Annotated in this window: 18 protein-coding genes; 10 read left to right on the top strand and 8 right to left on the bottom strand. The window is 72.2% G+C overall.

The features are described 5' to 3' along the window. Positions 1 to 64: 64 nt before the first annotated feature. Complete coding sequence (locus WN71_RS31870; protein ID WP_046592779.1) at positions 65 to 1,150, top strand: aldose epimerase family protein; 1,086 nt, start codon at positions 65 to 67, stop codon at positions 1,148 to 1,150. A 162-nt stretch (positions 1,151 to 1,312) separates the two neighbouring features. After that, a complete protein-coding gene (locus WN71_RS31865; protein ID WP_046592762.1) occupies positions 1,313 to 4,525 on the top strand; it encodes a TIM-barrel domain-containing protein in 3,213 nt (1,070 codons plus the stop codon). Positions 4,526 to 4,570: 45 nt separating this feature from the next. On the opposite strand, the gene WN71_RS31860 is transcribed toward WN71_RS31865, so the two are convergent. The 5 genes from WN71_RS31860 to WN71_RS31840 all read right to left on the bottom strand — a co-directional run bounded on the left by WN71_RS31860 (position 4,571) and on the right by WN71_RS31840 (position 9,245). After that, a complete protein-coding gene (locus tag WN71_RS31860) occupies positions 4,571 to 5,839 on the bottom strand; it encodes an alpha/beta hydrolase family protein (protein WP_052743252.1) in 1,269 nt (422 codons plus the stop codon). Between the two features lie 137 nt (positions 5,840 to 5,976). Further along, the gene (locus WN71_RS31855; RefSeq protein WP_071369899.1) at positions 5,977 to 7,212 is read right to left on the bottom strand and encodes an RNA polymerase sigma factor; all 1,236 of its coding nucleotides are present in this window, start codon (positions 7,210 to 7,212) and stop codon (positions 5,977 to 5,979) included. Continuing rightward, entirely contained in the window at positions 7,209 to 7,532 is a 324-nt protein-coding gene (locus WN71_RS31850; RefSeq protein ID WP_046593098.1) for a YciI family protein, read from the bottom strand. Before WN71_RS31850 ends, WN71_RS31855 begins: the two co-directional genes overlap by 4 nt. A gap of 88 nt (positions 7,533 to 7,620) precedes the next feature. After that, the gene (locus WN71_RS31845; RefSeq protein ID WP_046583791.1) at positions 7,621 to 8,241 is read right to left on the bottom strand and encodes a dihydrofolate reductase family protein; all 621 of its coding nucleotides are present in this window, start codon (positions 8,239 to 8,241) and stop codon (positions 7,621 to 7,623) included. Between the two features lie 110 nt (positions 8,242 to 8,351). Then, a complete protein-coding gene (locus tag WN71_RS31840) occupies positions 8,352 to 9,245 on the bottom strand; it encodes a LysR family transcriptional regulator (protein WP_046583792.1) in 894 nt (297 codons plus the stop codon). Between the two features lie 101 nt (positions 9,246 to 9,346). Here WN71_RS31840 and WN71_RS31835 point away from each other — a divergent pair, with 101 nt between their 5' ends. Then, positions 9,347 to 10,357: an NADP-dependent oxidoreductase gene (locus WN71_RS31835; protein WP_046583793.1), complete on the top strand. Its 1,011-nt coding sequence runs from the start codon at positions 9,347 to 9,349 to the stop codon at positions 10,355 to 10,357. On the opposite strand, the gene WN71_RS31830 is transcribed toward WN71_RS31835, so the two are convergent. Beyond that, complete coding sequence (locus WN71_RS31830; protein ID WP_046583794.1) at positions 10,352 to 10,963, bottom strand: DUF6058 family natural product biosynthesis protein; 612 nt, start codon at positions 10,961 to 10,963, stop codon at positions 10,352 to 10,354. The two genes, WN71_RS31835 and WN71_RS31830, sit on opposite strands and share 6 nt — an antisense overlap. A 372-nt stretch (positions 10,964 to 11,335) precedes the next feature. On the opposite strand from WN71_RS31830, the gene WN71_RS31825 reads away from it, so the two are divergent. Then, positions 11,336 to 11,650: a DUF6980 family protein gene (locus WN71_RS31825; RefSeq protein WP_046583795.1), complete on the top strand. Its 315-nt coding sequence runs from the start codon at positions 11,336 to 11,338 to the stop codon at positions 11,648 to 11,650. 67 nt (positions 11,651 to 11,717) lie between these two features. Here WN71_RS31825 and WN71_RS31820 read toward each other — a convergent pair whose 3' ends face one another. Then, on the bottom strand, positions 11,718 to 12,710 hold the full coding sequence (locus tag WN71_RS31820) for a zinc-dependent alcohol dehydrogenase family protein (protein WP_046583796.1): 993 nt from the start codon (positions 12,708 to 12,710) through the stop codon (positions 11,718 to 11,720). Between the two features lie 104 nt (positions 12,711 to 12,814). On the opposite strand from WN71_RS31820, the gene WN71_RS31815 reads away from it, so the two are divergent. The 4 genes from WN71_RS31815 to WN71_RS31800 all read left to right on the top strand — a co-directional run bounded on the left by WN71_RS31815 (position 12,815) and on the right by WN71_RS31800 (position 15,877). Continuing rightward, positions 12,815 to 13,738, top strand: coding sequence for an AraC family transcriptional regulator (locus WN71_RS31815; RefSeq protein WP_046583797.1), 924 nt, complete (start codon positions 12,815 to 12,817; stop codon positions 13,736 to 13,738). A gap of 118 nt (positions 13,739 to 13,856) precedes the next feature. Beyond that, positions 13,857 to 14,327, top strand: a complete 471-nt coding sequence (locus WN71_RS31810; RefSeq protein ID WP_046583798.1) for a hypothetical protein — start codon at positions 13,857 to 13,859, stop codon at positions 14,325 to 14,327. Between the two features lie 132 nt (positions 14,328 to 14,459). After that, positions 14,460 to 15,023, top strand: a complete 564-nt coding sequence (locus tag WN71_RS31805) for a hypothetical protein (protein ID WP_052742929.1) — start codon at positions 14,460 to 14,462, stop codon at positions 15,021 to 15,023. 116 nt (positions 15,024 to 15,139) lie between these two features. Continuing rightward, positions 15,140 to 15,877, top strand: coding sequence for a glucose 1-dehydrogenase (locus WN71_RS31800; protein ID WP_046583800.1), 738 nt, complete (start codon positions 15,140 to 15,142; stop codon positions 15,875 to 15,877). A 514-nt stretch (positions 15,878 to 16,391) separates the two neighbouring features. Here the strand turns inward: WN71_RS31800 and WN71_RS31795 are convergent. Beyond that, positions 16,392 to 17,129, bottom strand: a complete 738-nt coding sequence (locus WN71_RS31795) for a phosphotransferase (RefSeq protein WP_046583801.1) — start codon at positions 17,127 to 17,129, stop codon at positions 16,392 to 16,394. Positions 17,130 to 17,762: 633 nt separating this feature from the next. Between WN71_RS31795 and lanL the strand changes: the two genes are divergently transcribed. Together lanL and WN71_RS42045 are read left to right on the top strand one after the other, a co-directional pair. After that, positions 17,763 to 20,453, top strand: a complete 2,691-nt coding sequence (gene lanL / locus WN71_RS31790) for a class IV lanthionine synthetase LanL (RefSeq protein WP_046583802.1) — start codon at positions 17,763 to 17,765, stop codon at positions 20,451 to 20,453. Positions 20,454 to 20,497: 44 nt separating this feature from the next. After that, on the top strand, positions 20,498 to 20,653 hold the full coding sequence (locus tag WN71_RS42045) for a VenA family class IV lanthipeptide (RefSeq protein ID WP_167382975.1): 156 nt from the start codon (positions 20,498 to 20,500) through the stop codon (positions 20,651 to 20,653). The last annotated feature ends 44 nt before the right edge of the window (positions 20,654 to 20,697 follow it).

Here is a 20,697-nt window from a genome sequence, read left to right as displayed (position 1 = left end):
CGCCGTCGTGCAGTCCCCGAGCGCACCCACCGTACACCTCCGACGACCGAGGACGAGGATGTCGATGTCCCACTGCACCCTGACCGGCACACCGTTCGGCACCGCGCCCGACGGCAGACCGGTGCAGCGCTGGCGGCTCACCTCCGGCAACGGAGTCAGCGCCGACGTGCTCACCTACGGCGGCATCGTGGCCGGACTGCGGGTGCCGGACCGGTCCGGAGACGCCGGCGACATCGTGCTCGGACTGTCCGGCATGGAGCGGTACGCCGAACCCCACCCCTTCCTCGGCGCGCTCGTCGGCCGCTACGCCAACCGCATCGCCCACGGCGCGTTCACCCTCGACGCGGAGCCCCACCGCGTGCCCGTCACCGACCGCGGTCACGCCCTGCACGGCGGCCCGGACGGCTTCGACCGGCGCCTGTGGACGGGCGCCCCGGCCACCGCCAACAGCGACCGGCTCGCCGCCCTCAGCCTGCAACTGCGCAGTGTCCACGGCGACATGGGGTTCCCCGGCACCCTGGACGTCCAGGTCACCTACAGCCTCGACCGGCGCGGCACCCTGGCCGTCGACTACCGGGCGCGCACCGACCGGGCGACCGTCGTGAACCTGACCAACCACTCCTACTTCAACCTCGCCGGAGCCGGCCACGGCGACGTGCTCGGGCACACCCTGGAGCTGGACGCCGACGCCTACCTCCCGGTGAGCCCCGAGGCGATCCCGCTCGGGCCCGCCGCGCCCGTCGCGGGCACCCCCTTCGACTTCCGCACCGCGCGTCCGATCGGCGACCGCATCGACGAGGACGACGCGCAGTTGACCGACGCCGGGGGCTACGACCACTGCTGGGTGCTCGCCCCCGCCCGGGCGCCGGACAGGCTGCGCCGCGCCGCCGTGCTCGGCGACCCGGGCAGCGGGCGGCGCATGGAGGTGTGGACCACCGAGCCGGGCATCCAGGTCTACACCGGCAACACCCTCGACGGCTCGCTCGCCGGAGCCGACGCCAAGCCCTACGAACGCCATGGCGCCGTATGCCTGGAGACCCAGCACTTCCCCGACTCGCCGAACCGGCCGGAGTACCCGAGCACGGTCCTGCGGCCGGGCGAGGAGTACCGCACCCGCACCGAGTTCCGTTTTCCGCACCTGACGGACTGACCATCCGAAGGACAAGGAGTCGGCATGACACGCGCACCGGGGAAACGCGGCACGACACGCACAACGGGCGAGCACGGCACGGCACGTGTCGCGAGGAGACGACGGCGCAGAGGCCCAGGGCGCCGCACGGGCGCGGCCGTCGCCCTGGCCGTAGCCGCCGCCATGACGATCACGGGTGCCGCCCCCGCCCCGGCGGGCGGGACACGGCACAGCCACCGCGTCCCGACGGTCACCTCCGGCGACGCCCGCTTCGAGGTGCTCTCCCCGACACTGATCCGCACCGAGTACGCGGGCGACCACGCGTTCACCGACGCCCCCACCTTCAACGCCGTCGGCCGCGACGGCTTCACCCCGGCCTCCTACACCGCCCGCACCGCCGACGGCTGGCTGACCCTGACCACGAGCGCGCTGACCCTGCGCTACAAGATCGGCTCCGGGCCGTTCGACGCCCGGAACCTCTCGGTGCGCCTGACGGCGGGCGACGACCCGGTGACCGCGGCTCCCTGGCAGCGACTGACCTGCGCGGTGGGCGAGTTGTGCGAGGCCGAGGGCCTGCGGCTCGACGGCGTGTCCGTCGCGTCCGACCACACCGGCCGGACCGGTACCGGCTTCGTCGCGGGCTTCACCGCGACCGGCGCTTCGGCGACCGCCGACATCGATGTCGACAGCGCCGGCACCTACCAGTTCGACCTGCGCTACGCCAACTCCGTCGGCGGCGACGGCAAGAACCAGAGCCGGACGCTGACCCTCTCCGTCGACGGCGGCGCGCGGCAGACGCTGACCCTGCCGACCACCGCCGACTGGAACACCTGGAAGCTCGCCACCGCGAGCCTCTCACTCGGCGCGGGCCACCACACGATCGCGCTCACCCGCACCGCCGCCGACAGCGGCAACGTCAACCTCGACAGCGTGGCACTCGTACACCCCGGCGATCCCTACCCGCCCGTGTCGACCACGGCCGTCACCGGCTGCCTGCTCGGCACGAGCTGCGAGGCGGAGGCCGGACGCATCGAGGGAACCGCCACCACGGCCACCGACCACCAGGGCTACGCGGGCAGCGGGTTCGTCGCCGAGCTGAACCAGGGATCGAGCCTGACCACCCACCTGGTCTCCGTGCCCGCCGACGGCACCTACACCCTGGCCGTGCGCTACGCCGACGGCACGGGCTCCGACGGCCTGCACCGGACCCGCACCGCCTCGGTCTCGACGGGCGCCGGCACCGAGACCCTGACCCTGCCGGCCACCAAGGACTGGAACGACTGGCAGACCGCCACCGTGCCCGTGACCCTGAAGGCGGGCGACAGCGACGTCACCCTCGGCTGCCCCGACGCGGCGAGCTGCCACATCAACCTGGACACCGTCTCGGTCGCGCCCACCGGCGCCGCGGTACCGCAGCCGCACCTCGCCCTCGGCGGCTACCGCCGCGGCCTGGACGGCGTGACCGGCAACGGCGACGCCCCCGCCACCACCCCCGGCCTGCTCCACAAGGACGGCTGGTACCTGCTGGACGACACGCCCTCGGCGCTCTACGACACCGGGACACGCACAGCGACCCCCCGCCCCGGGCACGGCGGCGCGCCCTACCAGGACGGCTACGTCTTCGGCTACGGCCACGACTACCGGCGGGGCCTCACCGACCTCGCCACGCTGACCGGCCCGTCCGCGCTGCTGCCCGAGTGGGCCTACGGCGTGTGGTACTCGGAGTACATCGACCGCACCGCGGCCGACTACGAGGACACCATCCTGCCCGCGTTCCGGTCCGAAGGCGTCCCGCTGGACGTGCTGGTGACCGACACCGACTTCAAGGCCGGGAACACCTGGAGCGGTTGGGAGATGGACCCGGGCAAGTACCCCGACCCGAAGGGGTTCTTCGACTGGTCCACGGCGCAGGGTCTGCACAACACCCTCAACGTGCACCCGAGCATCCTCGCCTCCGATCCCCAGTTCGCCCAGGCGCAGGCCACTGCCAAGGGCAAGCTCACGAAAGGCGGTTGTGCCTCCGCTGCCTCGACCGGCGACGACTGCTACACCTTCGACTTCGGCGACCCCGACCAACTGAAGGCCTACCTGGACCTGCACCGGACCATGGACGAGCAGGGCAACGACTTCTGGTGGCTCGACTGGTGCTGCGACTCCTCGCAGTCGTCGCTGCCGGGCGTCACGCCGGACGCGTGGATCAACCAGCACTACGCCACCCTCACCGGCGGCAGCCTCGGCCGCGGCTTCGTCCTCTCCCGTGCCTACGGCTCCCTCCAGGCCGGCGGATACAGCGGCCAGCAGGCGCTGCCGACCGGGCCGTGGGCGGACAAGCGCACCACCGTGCACTTCACCGGCGACACCTCCTCCACCTGGGGCACCCTGAAGCTGGAGGTCGGCTACACGCCGGGGGAGTCGGCGGCGACCGGAATGTCGGCCGTCACCCATGACATCGGCGGCCACAACGACACGACGGGACTGACCGGTTCGGAGACTTACACGGACGGCGGGCAGACCCGCACCACGCACAAGCTGCCCGACGACCTGTACGCCCGCTGGGTGCAGTTCGGCACCTTCCAGCCGATCGACCGCCTGCACAGCAACCACAGCGACCGGCTGCCCTGGCAGTACGGCGACCAGGCGCGCGCGTCGGCCGACGCGTTCCTCAACCTCCGCGAGAACCTGCTGCCTTACACGTACTCGCTGGCCGAGGAGGCGAACCGCACCGGAGTGCCGGTCGTCCGGGCCACCTACCTGGAGTACCCGGACGAGGCCCAGGCGTACGCCACCGCGGACAGCGAGTACTTCTACGGCTCCGACGTCCTGGTCGCCCCGGTGACGACGCCGGGCACGACCGCGACCACCTCGGTGTGGTTCCCGCCCGGCCGGTGGACGGACTACTTCACCGGGAAGACGTACGAGGGCGGAACCACCCAGGACATCACCACCGGCCTGGACACGATGCCCGTGTTCCTCAAGGCCGGCGGCATCCTCCCGACCCGCACCCACGACGTCGCCGCCGCCGACAAGGCCCCGCTGACGGACGTCACCCTGACCGTCGCCACCGGCGCCCCGGGGACGTACCACCTCTACGAGGACGACGGGGCGACGACCGGCCGCAAGGGGCACAGCGCCACCACGACCATCCGCTACGGCGCCGAGGGCTCGCGTCACACCGTGACGATCGGCCCGGCGCGGGGCTCGTTCCACGGCCAGGTCACCGCGCGCCGGTGGACCCTGTCCCTACTGGGCACGGCCCACGCCCCCACCGCGGTGACCGCGGCCGGCACCCGCCTGGCCGCGTCCGCCTACCACTGGAACAGCGCCACCGACACCCTCACGATCACCCTGCCACGCCAGACGGTGCGGGCGCCGATCACGGTCACGTACGACGAGTAGGGCCGGATTCGCCCCCGGTCCGGCCACCCCGCGCGGGGAACCGGGCTACCGCACGAAGCTGATCGGGTACCGCGACGGACCACCGTCCAGCAGGTGGTCGTCGCGGCCCTTCAGGAACCGGTCGAAGAACGAGGACACCAGCGCCCGGTTCGCCGACACGGCCCGGTGCGGGTCGACGGTGCCGACCGCGGCGGCCAGCGTCGCCGCGGGGACCCGGTCGGCGAGTTGCGGCAGCAGCGCCTCGGCGTCGGTGAACGACGCGTGCACGGAGTCGTCGAGCGTGACGTCGGCCTTCCAGCCTCGCTGGTGCCGCCAGAACGACGCCCAGGAGGGCTCGCGGCGCACGTCGCTCCCGCCGTCCGCGGAGCTGCTGCCCATCAGCAGGAACGGCCGGTCCAGTCCGTGCAGCGCGACCTCGCTCAGGTTGCTGCCGTCGGGCTCGGAGGAGTACGCCAGGGTGCCGTCCATGTCGATACCGGCCGTGATCCGCGGATCGCCGTACATCGTGCTCGCCGCGGTGAACCCGCCGCCGGAGTGCCCGAACATGCCGATCCGGTGCGGGTCCATGGCGGCGGTCAGCCGGTGCGGCAGGCCTGCCATCCGGTCCAGCACCAGTCGGGTGTCGGCCGTGCGCGCGTCCATCAGCTTCGTGAAGAACGCCGGTGTGGTGCCGTCCCGGTACGCCTGGGCCCAGGCCGCCAGCATCGGCTGGTTGCCGACCACGTGGCCGTCCGGGAACTGCGTGGCCGGGGCCTCCCCGGTGTGGTCGACGGTGATCACCACGTAACCGCGTGAGGCGAGGTCCTCGACCAGCGACACGTTCCAGTCCCGGGGGTCCCCGGCGCCGGGCGAGTACAGGACGACAGGGAAGCGGCCCGGCGCCGTCGCGGCGTCCCGCACCGAGTGCGTCCTGGTCTCGGACCAGTCCACCAGACCGGCGGGCAGATCGTCGCCCTGCTCGACCGCCGGACCGAACGCCGCGGCCACCGCCGCGGGGAACTGGTGCGTGAACGGCCGGCCGCCGGTGTGCGCCGCCGGGTGGAAGACGCTGATCATCAGCTCGCGATACGACCGGCCGGGCGTCCACGGGTCCGCGCGCCGGTCGTCGACGAGCCGGAACGTCGAGACGCCCGTGGCGTAACGGCCCCGCGGCGCGGGCAGCGTGAGCGTCCGGCCGTCGGCGGGAGCCTGCGACGCGGACGGCGCCGGCGTGGCGGACGCGGCCGAGGCCGGCACCGCGCCCGACAGGGCGAGTCCGGAGACGACGATCCCGGCCAGGGAGACGGCGACGAGACGGAGACGGGAACTGCGCATACGAGGACCCCTCGGATACGGCGCTGCGGGCTTCGGTCCCCTCGATCCTCGCAACGAGCGTCCCCGCGAGCCATCGTGCCACCAGGCGTTTCACCCCTGGGGAAAGCCATACCCCAGCCCCACCTGGTCCCCGGGGGCTACCCCAGCTGGTCGCGGCGGCGGGTCAGGTAGGCGGTCTCTGCGGTGTTGCCCGCCAGCTCGATGGCTCTGGTGTACGCCGCGCGGGACTCCTGGCTGCGGCCCAGCCGGCGCAGCAGGTCGGCGCGGGTGGCGTGGTAGGGGTGGTAGCCCGCCAGCCGGGGTTCGAGGCGGTCGACGGCCGCCAGGGCCACCTCCGGGCCGTCGAGCTCGGCGACGGCCACGGCCCGGTTGAGGGCGACGATCGGGGAGGGGTCGAGACGGACGAGCTGGTCGTAGAGCGCGAGGACCTGCGACCAGTCGGTGTCACGGATGTCCCGGGCGGAGGTGTGCACGGCGTTGATCGCGGCGAGGATCTGGTAGCGACCCGGCGCCACCCCGGCGGCGGCAGCGGCCAGGCGCTCGCGCACCAGCCGGTGCCCCTCGGCGATCAGGGCCGCGTCCCAGGAGCCGCGGTCCTGCTCGTCGAGTGCGACCAGTTCGCCGCCCGCGGAGACCCGGGCCGGGCGGCGGGCCTCGGTGAGGAGCATCAGCGCCAGCAGCCCGGCCACCTCACCGTCGTCCGGCAGGAGCGCGCGGATCAGGCGGGTGAGCCGGATCGCCTCGGCCGTCAGGTCGTGCCGCAGGGGACCGGAGTCCGGGCCGGTGGCCAGATAGCCCTCGTTGAAGACGAGATAGAGGACGGCGAGAACGCCCGACACGCGTGCCGGGAGATCCTCGGCGGACGGCACGCGGTAGGGGATGCGAGCCGCCTTGATCTTGGCCTTCGCGCGAGTGATCCGCTGTCCCACGGCAGCCTCGGTCACCAGGAAGGCGCGGGCGATCTCGGCCACGGTCAGACCGCCGACCATGCGCAGCGTCAGCGCCAGACGGGCTTCCGTCGCCAGCGCCGGGTGACAGCAGGTGAAGATCAGCCGCAGCCGGTCGTCGTCGATGGCGCCGAGGGGCTCCGGCGGGTCGTCGTCGTACACCGTCCGGGCCTCCCTGTGCTTGTCCTCGCGCTTGCTCTCGCGCCGGATCCGGTCGATGGCCCTGCGGTTCGCGGTGGTGGTCAGCCAGGCGCCGGGATTGGGTGGCACGCCGTCGCCCGGCCACCGCTCGACGGCGGCCGCGAACGCCTCCGCCGCGGCCTCCTCGGCGATGTCGAGATCGCCGAAACGCCTGGTCAGCGCCGCGACCACGCGGGCCCACTCCTCCTGGTGCACCCGGGTGATCGCCTTCTCGACGTCGCTCACAGGAACGGCCGCACCTCGATCTTCCGGTCGCAGACCCGCGACGCCTCGGTGGCGAGCCCGAGCGCCACGTCCAGATCGGGCGCCTCCCACACCCACACGCCCGCGAGGTACTCCTTGGACTCCACGAACGGCCCGTCGCTGAAGACCGCCTGCTCGCCCCGGTTGTCGACGACCGTGGCGGTGGTGGTGTCCGCGAGTCCGCCCGCGAAGACCCAGTGGCCCTCGGCGATCAGCCGCTCGTTGAACGCGCTGATGGCGGGCTGCCGGTCCGTGCGGCCGGGGTTGCTCTTGTCGTCGATCACGGAAACCAGATACTGCATGGGGAGATCATCTCCTGGTGTCGGGGCGGTGCGGTGCGGTGTGCGTTGCCGGGGGAGAGGGTGCCTGCGTGTCCTTGTGCCAGGGACTTCAAGCCGCCGCGTAGGTCGGGCGTCCGGCCGGGCGGTAGACCTGGATCGTCACGCCCTTCGAATCGATTCGCGACTCGACCAGCTGAAGCGCGAGATCCGGGCCGGTCTCCGGGAAAAGGCGTGCGCCCTGGCCCAGGACGACGGGGACCACGAGCAGGGTCATCTCGTCGACCAGACCGTTCTCCAGCAGCCACCGGGTCAGGGTGCCACTGCCGTGCACCTGCACCTCGCCCCCCGGCTTGGCCTTCAGCTCCGCCACGGCGGTCGCGAGCCGGTCGGACAGGACGGTGGTGCCGGACCACCCGGGGTCGGTGAGCGTGGTCGACGCCACGTACTTGGGCCGCGCGTTGAGCGCCCGCAGGACGGGTTCCCAGCCGGGTACGTCCTGTTCTGTCAAGGTCCCCCACGAGTCGGCGAACAGCTCGTAGGTCCGCCGGCCGAGCAGGAACGCGTCGGCGCGCCGGTAGGTCTCGTTGATGAACGCGTGGGTGTCGTGGTCGCCCTTTCCCCTGGCCCATCCGCCCCGCTCGAATCCGTTCCTGCGGTCCTCGTCCGACGCGTGACCGTTTCCCTGCATCACACCGTCGACGGTGACCTGGGTCATGGTGGTCAGCTTCATGATCGCGTCTCCTCGGTCTCGGTGGAGCCCGCTGGTGGGCGCCTTCACCCCTGCTACGAACGCGACCGTCCCGATCCGACACCGCCTCCCGGATTTTTTCGCGGACGTGCTCAGCTCGCGCCGGCCGCGCCCCGCAGCTCCCTCACCAGCGCACGCACCCCCGCGGACGCGGCGAGTTCCGCGGTGGTCACGTAGCCGACCCGGCGGGTCGGGCGCGCCGGGCCCAGATCGCGGATGTCGACCGACTCCGGTGCCGCCGTCAGGGAGAGCGCGGGCATGATCGCCATGCCGTGCCCGCCGCTCACCAGGGACAGGACCGCGCCGTCGTCCTCGGCCTCGACGGTCGCCTTCGGGATCCAGTCCTGGTCGGCCCACCAAGTGCGGGTGTACGAGCCGCAGTTCTCGGCCCAGTCGATCAACGGCAGGGAGCGCGGGGTGGGATGTCCCGCCGGGTGCACCAGGGCGTACGGCTCCTCGAAGAGCGCGCCGGCGACCAGGTCCGGGGGCAGCGGCGGGGAGCCGCCCAGGGTGGCGATCGCCAAGTCGGCCTTCCCGTCGGCCACTTCGCCCGCGGTGCCGCGCCCGACCTCACGCACGATCCGCACCTGCGGCTCGATGCGCGGATGGCGGGCGCGCAGCCGCTGAAGGACGGGCGGCAGCAGGTGCAGGGCCGCACTGCGGAAGGCCGCGATGCGCAGCGGGCCCTCGACGGTGTCGGGCCGGGCCGCCGCGCGGGCCTCGGTGGTCAGCGCGTCCAGGAGGCGCAGCACGCGGCGGCCGTGCGCGACGGCCACCCTTCCCGCCGCGGTGGGGCGGGCCCCGGTGCGGCCGCGCGCGAAGAGGACCGCGCCGATCTTCCGCTCGCTGCCGCGCACCGAGTGGGAGACCGCCGACTGGGTCAGACCGAGGGCCGCGGCCGCGGCCGAGAAGCCGCCGCTGTCCGCGACCGCCACCAGGACGCGCAGTTCGTGCGCGGCGAGGTCGGAGTTGGCCGAGCGGGCCACGGGGCGTTCACCTCACACTATGAGAACTGCTCATGGAACGGGCCGTCGCATGAGCCCAACGGACTGCCGGGGCACGGCATTCCCGTCCTACGGTCCCGGTCATGCAGCAGACCGCGCTCACCGTGCACCAGACCGCCCGTCCCCACGGCTTTCCCACCGCAGCGGATTTCGCGTTCGTGGAGTCGCCGCTCCGCGTCCCCGAGGCGGGCAGCGCGCTGGTGGAGAACCTCTACTGGTCCGTCGATCCCTACCACCGCGAGATGATGGACGACCTGCCCGGCGGGTTCGCGCTGCACGCACCGCTGGAGGGCCGTGCCCTCGGCCGGGTCGTCGCCTCGCGCACGCCCCGCCTGACCGAGGGCGAGGTCGTGTTCCACCGGAAAGGCTGGCGCACCCTCGCCGTGGTGACGCCGGAGGAGATCCGGCGGCTGCCCCGCTTCGACGGGGTGCCCCTGACCGCCTACCTGAGCGTCCTCGGCGGCACCGGGCTGACTGCCTATGTGGGCCTGACCCGGATCGCCCGGCTCCAGGAGGGCGAGGACCTGTTCGTGTCCGCGGCCGCGGGCGGGGTCGGCACCGCCACCGGGCGGTTCGCCCGCCTGCTCGGCGCGGGGCGGCTCGTGGGCAGCACGGGCACGAAGGCGAAGGCCGACCGGCTCACCCGCGAGGTCGGCTACGACGCCGTCTTCGACCACCACGAGGGCCCCGCCGTCGAACTCCTCGCCAAAGCCGCGCCGAGCGGCATCGACGTCTTCGTCGACCATGTCGGCGGCGAACAACTGGCGGCGGCGGTCGGGGCGTTGCGCGACTTCGGGCGCATCGTGCGGATCGGCACGATCAGCCAGTACAACACCCCGACCCGGTCGGTGCCCCGCTTCGACCACGCCGACATCGTGGAGAAGAGCCTGCGCATGGAGGGCTTCCTGGTCCGCAACTACCTCGACGTGCAGGACGAGTTGTACGAATTCGCCGTACCGCACCTGCAGAGCGGCCGGCTCGCTCTGGACGAGACGGTGGTCGACGGGTTCGAGCACATCGTGGACGCGTTCCTCGGCATGCTGCGCGGCCGGAACAGCGGGAAGACCATCGTGCGGAACCCCGCACCGTCATGACCGGGTTCGCGAGCGCGGGAAACGGGCGCGCATCGCGGTGACGCAGGTGTCCCGGGACGTGGGCCCGCCGAACCGCAGCCGGTCATAGGCAGTGAAGGCCGGTTCCAGCGCGTCGAGTTCATCGATCAGGGTGTGCAGCCGCTCCGTCGACCGCGTCGAACCGGTGTCGAGTGCGTTCGCCGCGTCGGTGATCGCGGCCGTCAGAAGGTCCTTGCGCTGGATGGCGGCAGGGGTCACCGAGTGCAGGCAGACGTACTGCCCGCTGAGATACGCACTCCACTCGGAACTCCCGGTCGCCGGATCGGACCAGTGCGCGGTGAACCACGCTTCGAGCCGGTCCACTCCGCCCGCCGCGTCGGCGAGGGCGAAGAGGTCGGCGGGCACCATCTCGGTGCCGTCGGAACGCAGATACCCCGGGAGCGGCAGCCGCCTCCCCAGCATCAGCCGGCGGACCGCGTCGCTGTCGCGGCCGTGGAGTGCGCACAGATCCTCCAGGGGGACGCACTGCGTGTCGACGTAGACGTCGTCGGCGTCGGTCATCGGGTGGTCTCCGTTGACCTCGCGGAAGCGTGCGGCGAGCTGGTGCCTCAGGGATGGGTCCGGCATGGGGGCGGTACCTCCGGCGTGTCGGCGCGGGGGCCTCCGCGCGGGTCGCCGCACGCTATCCGCTGTATCGTTCGGCCCTCACCGAAGCGTCGCCACAGCACCTGAGCGACGACGACCCGAAGCCGGCCGTGAACGCAGAGATCCCCGCCCCGGTGACCGGGGCGGGGATCTCTTTGTGGAGCGCCGGGCAGGCCTTGCACCTGCATTTCCCCGCAGGAAGCGGGGCGTCTTTCCTTGGACCACCAACGCATCGGCCGTCCCCCGGACTTCTCCGGCGGCGGCTTCAAGATCAATCATACAGTACGCCCGCGGTGGGTACCAGCCGCCGTGGTCTACTTCAGCCCACGCCGCCGATCACGGGAAGCCGAGGCCATGACCGATCACTGTTGCGAGGCGATGACGACCCACGTGAACGTCGGCTGCGACCAGCACGACGACCCCTACGCCTGCCCGGACGCACTGGTCGACTTCAGCCCCCAGTTCCAGGAGTACGGGCTGATCATCCATGACGGCGGCACGTCGAGCATCACGATCGACTTCTGCCCCTGGTGCGGACGGCGCCTGCCCGAGTCGCAGCGGGATCGATGGTTCGACGAACTGGAGCGCCGGGGGATCGACCCCTGGGAGGACGAGCTGCCCGCCGAGTTCCGTGACGGCCGCTGGCTCGCCGCTCCGCCCCAGGCCTGACGAGCCGGCCGTCCCGGACCCGGACCGGGGGGCGCCGAGTCGCCCCGACCGCACCCCGTGATCGTCCTCAGACCCGTACGACGATCTTCCCCGTGTGCAGGTTGGACTCCATCAGGCGGTGGGCGTCGCCGATGCGGTCCAGGCCGTCGAAGACCTCGCCGATGACGGGGCGGAGGGTGCCGTCCGCGAGGCCGGAGTCGACGTAGTGGGCGGCGCGCCGGCGCCCGGCCTCGGTGGCGGTGAGGGCGACGTTGGCGTATCCGTGGACCGTGAGGGGCCATTGCCTCGGGAGCAGGATGGGCTGCTCGTCCAGCCAGCCGTAGCTGACCAGCGTCCCGCCGGGGACCACCGTCTCGCCCAGGGCGGCGAACCCGGAGCCCCCGATCGCGTCCAGGACGATGTCCACGCCCCGCCCGCCGGTCAGCCGCTTCGCCTCCTTGACCACGTCCTCCTCGCCGCTGACGACGACGTGCTCCGCGCCCAGGTCGAGCAGTCCCTGCCGCTTGGCCTCGGTGCGGGTGGTGACGATCGGGACCGCGCCGGCCCGGCGGGCGACCTGGATCGCCGCTGTGCCGACGCCACTGGACGCGCCGGTGATCAGCACGTGGTTGCCCGGGACCAGACCGGCCCGCTCGATCAGGGCGCCGTACGCCGTGGTGTACGTGAGCCAGACGGCGGCCCCCGTGACCGCGTCGGTCCCGGCGGACCGCGGAACGAGCGCGCTCGTCGGCAGCACGACCCGCTCGGCGTGGACACCGTGGGCGCTCAGTTCGAAGTTGGCCGCCGCGAGGACGAGGTCGCCCGGGGCGAACGCGGTCACGTCCTCACCGACCGCCTCGACCTCGCCCGCCGCCTCGTAGCCGTTGCGGGAGCCCGGCAGGGCCGGCTGGTAGAAGTACGTGCCTGCGCGGAACATGGCCTCGGCCCGGTTGAGGCCCAGCGCCTCGAACCTCACGAGCACCTCGCCCGGCCCGGGTGCGGGCAGTTCGACGTCCTCCACGGTCAGGACGTCGGGGCCGCCGATTTCATGAAAGAGCACTGTGCGTGCGGTGGTTGACATGCCAAGGACGCTATGCCGCGGGCGACGAGGCGATCCATGTCCACCGGCCTCGGTTTCATGTCCGTACGTCTTCGCCCGCTCCCGCCCCTCGATACGCTGAGGCCATGGACGTGCTCAGCGACGCGATCGCCGCCATGCGCACCGGGCGCCCGCACTCGGCCCGCCGGGACAACCACGCGCCCTGGGGCCTGCGCTTCGCGGCGGCCGAGGAGGCCGGCTTCCACGTGGTGCTGCGCGGGTCCGCGTGGCTGATCCCGGCGGACGGCGAGCCGGTGGCACTGGCCCCCGGGGACGTGGTCTTCCTGGCACACGGGCAGGCACACGCCCTGGCCAGCAGTCCCGACGTACCGATGGAGGAGGTACGACTGCTCCCGGACGGCACCTGGAGTCGGCCCGCGGCGTCGGCCGAAGCGCCGTCACGGTGCCCCGACACCGTCACCCTGTGCGGGACCTACCGCTTCGACCGCTCCCGCGCCCACCGACTGCTGGCCGAACTCCCCGAGGTGATGCACCTGCCCGCCCGGGTCGGCACCCACCGTTCGCTGCACGCGGCGGTGGAACTGCTGGGACTGGAACTGGAGGAGGCCCACCCGGGTTCGGAGGCGATCGTCACCTCGCTCCTGGACACCCTGCTGCTCTACATCCTGCGCGCCTGGTGGCACAGCGAGTGCGAGGCCGGGCGGCGGCGGGGCTGGGCGGCCGCCCTCACCGACCCGGCCGTCGCCGCGGCCCTGCGCGCGATCCACGGCGACCCGGCGCACGCCTGGACGGTCGAGCAACTGGGCGCCGTCGGAGGCCTGTCCCGCGCCGCCTTCGCCCGCCGCTTCACCACCCTGGTGGGCGAGCCGCCGCTCACGTACCTCACCTGGTGGCGCATGACCATGGCGGGCCGGCTGCTGCGCCATGACGACCTCTCCCTGCGCCAGATCGCCGAACGCACCGGGTACACCTCGGAGTTCGCCTTTGCCAAGGCCTTCAAACGGGAGTACGGCGTGGCACCGGGCCAGTACCGCAGACACGCGGCCTGACGGCGGCCCGTCCCGGCAGGTCACGACCGCCGAGGGGTCCCCGGGCACGACTCTTCTCCCCGGGCGTGTGATCATGGCCTGCATGTGGGGGGTCGCGTCTCGTCCGGCGCACGGTGTGATGTCCGCCGCCGTGGTCGTCGCCGTCATGTCACTGACCGGATGCGACGGGAGTCCGCGGCCGGTCGGGGACCCTGATCCCGGGCACCGGCGGCTCAAGGCGATCCAGCCGGTGCTGTCCGTCGTGCCGCCCGGTGCGCACGTCACGCTGAAACAGAGTGTTGCGCCGCGATGGGACTCCTGCGACGGCATGAAGTCGACCTACGGCTGGGATCCGGCGACCGTCGCCGTGGACTTCACGGGAGGCGGGTCCGCGCGGCAGGTGGCCGCGCAGGTCGAGGCCGCCATGCGGCGCCTGGGATGGACGCTCGACGAAGGCTCGCTCGCTCAGGGCGAGTGGACCTGGCACAAGAAGCTGACCGACGGCGCCCGGGCGTCGGCCCACCTGCTCGGAGGCCCCCACACGCAGCCACCCGACTGGGACCTCCAGGCAACGGCACCGCCGGTCACCCACCCGAGCAAGGGCTGCTGAACGACTGCGTCCGGTCGAGTCCGTCGATCTCGCCGCTTGCGTTCGACGCCCGCCCCGGGAAGAGTTCCACCCGGCGGACGTCGTTCGGGGCGATGTCGTGCGCGATGGCGGTGGGGCAGAGGGATGTGCGCAGTGGATGCGGCGGCCAAGGAGGCTGCCGTCGCTCGGTTCCTCCGCGAGTATCCGCGGCTGGAGCAAGCCGAAGGCGGCCACCACGCGCTGCAGGGCTGCGCCGATGTCGCCTGGTCGCGGATTCCCGGGTGTCCCGCGGGGATCCCGCTCCTGTTCCGCGGTCTCCTCGATCCGGCAGCCGGTCCCGAGGCTCTGCGCGTGCTGGGCAACGTCTTGATGAACGGCGTTGTTCACGTGAGCGGCGCGATGGCGCCGGCCCTGCCCTTCCTGATCCGGCTGGCGGCCCTGCCTGACCTCTCGGTGCGTTCCGGCCTGGTCGACCTCTTGATCGTTGCCGCGGAGCTGTCTCAACCTGTCGACGCGGACAACGAACGTCAGGTCCTGCTGCTCGGCAACGATCGCGACCACCCGGAACGTGAACGGTGCAGGGCCGCCTTCGCCGCACACGCTTCCGCGCTGCGCGGGCTGTTGGCGGAGGAGACTCTTCCGGAGGGACTGATGGGCGCGGACGACCGCGAGTGCCTGCTCAAGGCTGTTGAGCCGCAGCGGTCGCCCTCCCTCTGACCGCGCCCGGACCGGGTCGACGGTTCGTATCGCGCTCGGCGAACACCCTCGAACAGGAGCAGCGGCACCAGTACGGTCGACCTCCCGGATCTGCTTCTCGTCGACGCGGAGGAACCGTGCTCAAGGACAAGACCGCCGTCGTCACGGGTGGATCCCGAGGGATCGGCCGGGCGATCGTCGAACGGCTGTGCCGTGACGGAGCGGACGTGGTCTTCAACTACGCCACCAGCGAGGAGGCCGCGGCCGACGTCGTCCGCACCGTCCAGGCCGACGGCGGGAAGGTCCGCGCCGTACGTCTGGACCTGAAGGAGCCGGATGCGCCGGAGCAGCTGATGGAAGTCGCCGAGGAGCATCTCGGCGGCCTGGACATCCTGGTGAACAACGCCGCGCTGTCCTTCAGCCCGGCCCCGATCGCCGAGACCGAAGTCGAGGTGTTCGACAGCGTGATGGCGGTCAACACCCGGTCGGTCTTCCTGACGATGCGTCACGCCGCCAGGCACCTGCGCGACGGCGGGCGGATCGTGAACATCTCCACCCTGAACACCGTGCGACCCGTACCGGGCATCGGACCCTACGCCGCCAGCAAGGGCGCGATCGAGCAGCTGACCGCGGTCGCCGCCCGGGAACTCGGGCCGCGTGGCATCACGGTCAACACCGTCTCTCCCGGCGCCACCGACACGGAACTGCTCCGTGGAACGAATCCCCCGCAAGCCCTCCAGGCGGTCGCCGGCATGACCCCCCTCGGCCGCCTGGGGCAACCCTCCGACGTGGCCGACGTCGTCGCGTTCCTCGCGGGCCCGGACGGCGGGTGGATCACCGGTCAGAACCTGCGGGCGACGGGCGGACTCGGCTGAGGTCGGTGCGGGCGTCGTCGGCAACCCGTCGAGCGGTGCCGGATGCGCGCCCGTTCGGCCGTCGGCCGCTGACTGATCGACCGCCCGGCTCGGGCTGGTTGAATGTCGAGCCGTGGACTGGGCCCAGATGTACGACTGTCGCGGGGACGTCGACCGCGTTCCCGAACTCCTCGCTCGGGTCGAACGGCAGCAGGACGTGGCCGCATGGGACGAGTTGGGGCGCCGACTCGTTCTCGAGGGCGAGTTGGTGTTCCCCGCCAGTTTCGTCGCCCTGCTCGCGGTCGAGGAGCAGTACCACTGGAGTGCGGTGCTCGGCGATTTCTCGGACGACTTCTACCAGGTCGCCTGCCCGCACTGCGGCGTGGAGGTCACGGTCGCCATCGGCGGCCACGGACGCTACTCGGCGATCCGCGACTGGCACAGGGGCGACGTGGACCGGCGAGCCCGGTCATGTGAACGCGACGGGCGGCCCGGTACCGCCGCCACCCTGCCGCGACGACGCCGATCCGCGCGCTCAGCGCAGCGCGCGTTCCAGAGTGCCCCGGTGGTCGGAGACCCACTTCCACGCCCTCTCGACCTCCCGTACCGCCCCGGCCTCACGCAGCCGGACCATGGCGACGTCTCCCGCGTCGGCCCCGGCCTCGATGCCCCGTCGGCACCGGTCCTGCCACCACAGGACCGTGGTCACAAGGCGTTGTCGGTCCGGCAGTTCGTAGGCGTCGGCGATCAGCCGTATACGCCGGGCCGCCTCACCGACGTCGGTCACGGCGGGGCCGAGACGGAGGTACTGCCAGCAGACATGGGCGACGTCGTGGATCCGGGCGCCCGGTGCTGCGAGGTCCCAGTCGATGAATGCCGCGGGCCGAAGGAGGCCACCGGCCGGCCGGTAGACCGTGTTCCTGGGTGACAGGTCGTTGTGACAGACCACCTCGTGGTCTTCGGCCAGCGGGGTGCCGGCGGTCAGGTCGTGGAACTCGCGCACGAGCCGGGCGACGGCCAACAGGCTCTCGTCGGACGACACTTCAGCGGGTTGCCGTGGTTCCCACGCCACGTGGCCGTCGAGGTGGTCGAGCACCTCGCGGCCCTTGTCGTCCACGCCGAGATACCGCGGAGCCCCGTTCCAGCCCCCGGCTTCGAGCAGCCTCAGCAGATCACGTACGAACGCCGTGCGAGCGGAGGCGGGACGGCGCACCGTGTCGCCGACACGGACGACGGCATTGACGAACCCTCCGGGCAGGGACGACTCAGGCATCCCTCCATCCTGCACGACCGGTACCTCGCGGCGGCGGGAACGGCGGCTCCGTCCGCGTCCGCAGTTCCCCGGTACCGGCACCGTACGAGGCCTGGCATTCCGGGCCGAAATCCAGGCGGCCGGGATGTCAAACGGTCTGTTTCCCGCCTTTCGCATCGTCAATACGCGTGTCATTACCGCGGAGTACGTCGGAACGTGCGGGAAAGCTGGGACTGGCGAGTCATGGCTATTCTTCTGAATCCATGGAGCCGGTACTCGGCGTAGGGATCCATTATTTCCGATCTGTGCGCAGGCCCGGGCGGGGTTTTCTCGAAATTCCCGGGGTCGGCGGCCGCGGTCGGTCGGCAGGCGTCTCGGCTGCGGGTCAGGCATCCGGGGCGACGACGGAAAAACGCCGGTCGGGCCGTCAATTCGTCGAACGGGCGGTGTATTTCGGACCGGGGCGCACGCGCGCTCCGATGTGCGCCGGACTGTGCGATCCGTCGTCGTGAAAACCTCGGGCGCTCGTCGAACCGGGTGACGTATGTCGGGTGCATATTGTGCGTGTCTTCTTGATGAAGGCATATTCCGATCGGCGGTTCTCATCGCCGGCGGTTCTCACCGTTGGCGGTTCTCACCGTGGGGAGGGAAACCATGACGAGCCATGCAACCGATGTCGACCTCGAACGGTTACTCCGTGAGGCGCTGCACGCCGCGGACACGGCCGAGCACTGGAGAGCCGATGCGGACGAGATGTGGTGGCGCCTCACCCCCGAGTCCGGCATCCGGCGCCGGCAGGGCTGGAAGCTGCATGTGTCCGCGACGGCCGCCTCCGCGCCCGAAGTGCTCGTGAAGGCCCTCGGAGTCCTGCTCCGCGAGGAGTCGGGATTCAAGTTCGTCCGGACGCTCGACCAGGTGGGCGTGCTCAACTCCCGTGCCACTCCGCGGGGAAGCTCCGGCAAGTTCATCACCGTGTACCCGGCCTCCGACGGCGACGCGGCGCGCATCGCGCTGGAACTGCACCGGGCCACGGCCGGACTGCCCGGCCCCCGCATCCTCTCCGACCAGCCGTACGCCCCGCACAGCCTGGTGCACTACCGCTACGGCGCCTTCGTCGGCCGGCGGCGGCTGTCGGACCAGGGGCTGATGGTGTGGTTCATCGAGGACCCCGACGGCAATCCCGTGGAGGACAAACGCACCGGGCAGTACGCCCCGCCCTCCTGGGCGGTCAGCCCCTTTCCCGCCTCGGTGCCGTTGCCGCCCCGGCAGACGAAGGCGGCGAGCCGTCCTGTGGTGCTGGGCGGCCGGTTCGCGGTCCGGGAGGCGATCCGCCACACCAACAAGGGCGGTGTCTACCGCGGCACCGACGTCACCTCGGGCGCACCTGTGGTGATCAAGGAGGCCCGGCCGCACGTCGAGGGCGACGCGTCCGGCTCCGACGTCCGCGACTGGCTGCGGGCCGAGGCCAGGACGCTGGCCAAGCTCAAGGGCACGGGCCTCGCACCGGAACCGCTCGCGATGTTCGAGACCGGCGGGCACCTGTTCCTCGCCCAGGAGGAGGTGCCGGGCGTTCCCCTGCGCACCTGGGTCGCCGAACGCTTCCGCGACGTCGGCAGCGAACGCTACCGGGCCGACGCGCTCGCCCAGGCCCGGCGTCTGGTGGAGCTGGTCGCGGCGGCCCACGCCTGCGGCTGCGTGCTGAGGGACTTCACGCCCGGCAACGTCATGGTCCGCCCCGACGGGCAACTGCGCCTCATCGACCTGGAACTCGCCGTGCTGGAGGGCGACATCGCGCTCCCGACACGCGTGGGGACCCCGGGCTTCAGCGCACCCGAGCGCCTGGTGGACGCTCCCGTCTCCCCGACGGCCGACTACTACAGCCTCGGCGCCACGATGTGCTTCGTGCTCGCCGGGAAGGTGCCGAACCTGCTGCCCGAGGAGCCGGCCGACAGGCCCGCCGAGCAGCGGTTCGCCGACTGGCTGAGCGCGTGTACCGCGTCCTCGCACCTGACGGGCCGCCTGCCGGAGATCGTCCTCGGGCTGATGCGGGACGCTCCCGGCGAACGCTGGGACCCCGCCAGGGCGGCCGAGGCCCTGCGGGAGCCGGCCCCGGAGCACCCGCGGCGTCGAGCAGCGTCGTCGGCGCCGACTGCCGTATCGGCCACCGACGCACCCCCCGCCCACCCGACGCAGGCCGCCGTGGACGGGATCGTGGAACACCTGGTCGACTCGATGACCCCGGTCGGCGGCGGGCGGCTGTGGCCCGTGTCCACCCAGGCCGGAGAGACCGACCCCTGCACCGTGCAGCAGGGAGCGGCGGGTGTACTGGCGGTCCTGACACGGTACTTCGAGCTCACCGGCGACCCGCGCCTGCCCGAACTGATCTCCACCGCCGGCACCTGGATCGCCGCTCGTACCGACACCCGCTCCATCCGTCCGGGCCTGCACTTCGGCGGCCGCGGCATCGCGTGGGCCCTGTACGACGCGGGACGCGCCATCGACGACCGTACGCTCACGGACCATGCCCTGGCCCTGGCGCTGGCGCCCCTGGAGGCGACGCCCAGTCACGACATCACCCATGGCTGCGCGGGCAGCGGACTGGCCGCCGCCCACCTGTGGCACCGCACCGGTGACCCGCGCCTGGCCGAGCTGGTCGTCGACGCCGCCGACCGGCTGGCCGCCGCCGCGCGGCCCGAACCGTCCGGGGTGAGCTGGCCCGTCCCCGCGGAAGCCGTATCCGAGGAGGCCGGCAAACGCTATCTGGGGTTCGCGCACGGAAGCTCGGGCATCGGCTGCTTCCTGCTGGCCGCCGCGGCCGTCTCCCAGCGCGTGGACCACCTGGAGCTGGCCGTCGCGGCGGGGGAGCACGTGGTGGCCCACGCCGTGACGGTCGGCCCGGCGGTCCAGTGGCCCGCGCAGGCCACGGACGTGCCGACGGCGCCGTACTGGTGCCACGGCTCCGCCGGAATCGGCTCGTTCCTGATCCGGCTCTGGCGGACGACCGGCGACCGCCGCTACGCCGACCTCGCCCACGGCGCCGCCCACGCCGTCGTGGAGCGCGCCTCACGCGCCGGCCTCACCCAGTGCCACGGGCTCGCCGGAAACGGGGACTTCCTCCTCGACATGGCCGACGTCACCGGGAACACCGCCTACCGCGCGATGGCCCACGACCTCGCCCGCCTCATCGTCACCGAACGGGCCCACCGCGCCGGCCACGTCGTCTTCCCCAACGACTACGGGGACGTCTCGACCAGCTGGAGCGACGGGGCCGCGGGAATCCTGGCGTTCCTCCTGAGGACCCGCCACCAAGACTCCCGGCACTGGATGGTCCAGCAGCCGGGCTGAGCGACAGGAACCCCTGTCGCCACCGCACAGAGAAGGAGAATGTCATGGAGAACCAGGCCCTCGAACTGCTGGCCCACCTGCACGCCCTTCCGGAGACGGACCCGGTCGACTTCGACGGGGCGCAGTTCAGCGGGACGTGCGCGTGCGTCGGCCTGCTGACGCTGCTCAACACCGTCTGTGTGGGCGTCAGCTGCGCCTAGCCGAACCCCTCCGGCCGGTGACCGCTCGTGGCGGTCACCGGCCG

This window comes from Streptomyces mangrovisoli, assembly GCF_000974985.2.
Classification (GTDB): Bacteria; Actinomycetota; Actinomycetes; order Streptomycetales; family Streptomycetaceae; genus Streptomyces; species Streptomyces mangrovisoli.
Note: the sequence above shows the minus strand (reverse complement) of the source record. Positions and strands in the feature narration are given on the sequence as shown.

Bases quoted from the DNA above. Each gene is read 5' to 3' on its own strand.
- WN71_RS31870 (WP_046592779.1), top strand. From the start codon at position 65: ATGTCCCACTGCACCCTGACCGGCACACCGTTCGGCACCGCGCCCGAC.
- WN71_RS42045 (WP_167382975.1), top strand. From the start codon at position 20,498: ATGGAGAACCAGGCCCTCGAACTGCTGGCCCACCTGCACGCCCTTCCG.
- WN71_RS31835 (WP_046583793.1), top strand. From the start codon at position 9,347: ATGCAGCAGACCGCGCTCACCGTGCACCAGACCGCCCGTCCCCACGGC.
- WN71_RS31850 (WP_046593098.1), bottom strand. From the start codon at position 7,532: ATGCAGTATCTGGTTTCCGTGATCGACGACAAGAGCAACCCCGGCCGC.
- WN71_RS31830 (WP_046583794.1), bottom strand. From the start codon at position 10,963: ATGCCGGACCCATCCCTGAGGCACCAGCTCGCCGCACGCTTCCGCGAG.
- WN71_RS31860 (WP_052743252.1), bottom strand. From the start codon at position 5,839: ATGCGCAGTTCCCGTCTCCGTCTCGTCGCCGTCTCCCTGGCCGGGATC.
- WN71_RS31795 (WP_046583801.1), bottom strand. From the start codon at position 17,129: ATGCCTGAGTCGTCCCTGCCCGGAGGGTTCGTCAATGCCGTCGTCCGT.
- WN71_RS31820 (WP_046583796.1), bottom strand. From the start codon at position 12,710: ATGTCAACCACCGCACGCACAGTGCTCTTTCATGAAATCGGCGGCCCC.
- WN71_RS31810 (WP_046583798.1), top strand. From the start codon at position 13,857: ATGTCCGCCGCCGTGGTCGTCGCCGTCATGTCACTGACCGGATGCGAC.
- WN71_RS31865 (WP_046592762.1), top strand. From the start codon at position 1,313: ATGACGATCACGGGTGCCGCCCCCGCCCCGGCGGGCGGGACACGGCAC.
- WN71_RS31815 (WP_046583797.1), top strand. From the start codon at position 12,815: ATGGACGTGCTCAGCGACGCGATCGCCGCCATGCGCACCGGGCGCCCG.
- lanL (WP_046583802.1), top strand. From the start codon at position 17,763: ATGACGAGCCATGCAACCGATGTCGACCTCGAACGGTTACTCCGTGAG.
- WN71_RS31845 (WP_046583791.1), bottom strand. From the start codon at position 8,241: ATGAAGCTGACCACCATGACCCAGGTCACCGTCGACGGTGTGATGCAG.
- WN71_RS31825 (WP_046583795.1), top strand. From the start codon at position 11,336: ATGACCGATCACTGTTGCGAGGCGATGACGACCCACGTGAACGTCGGC.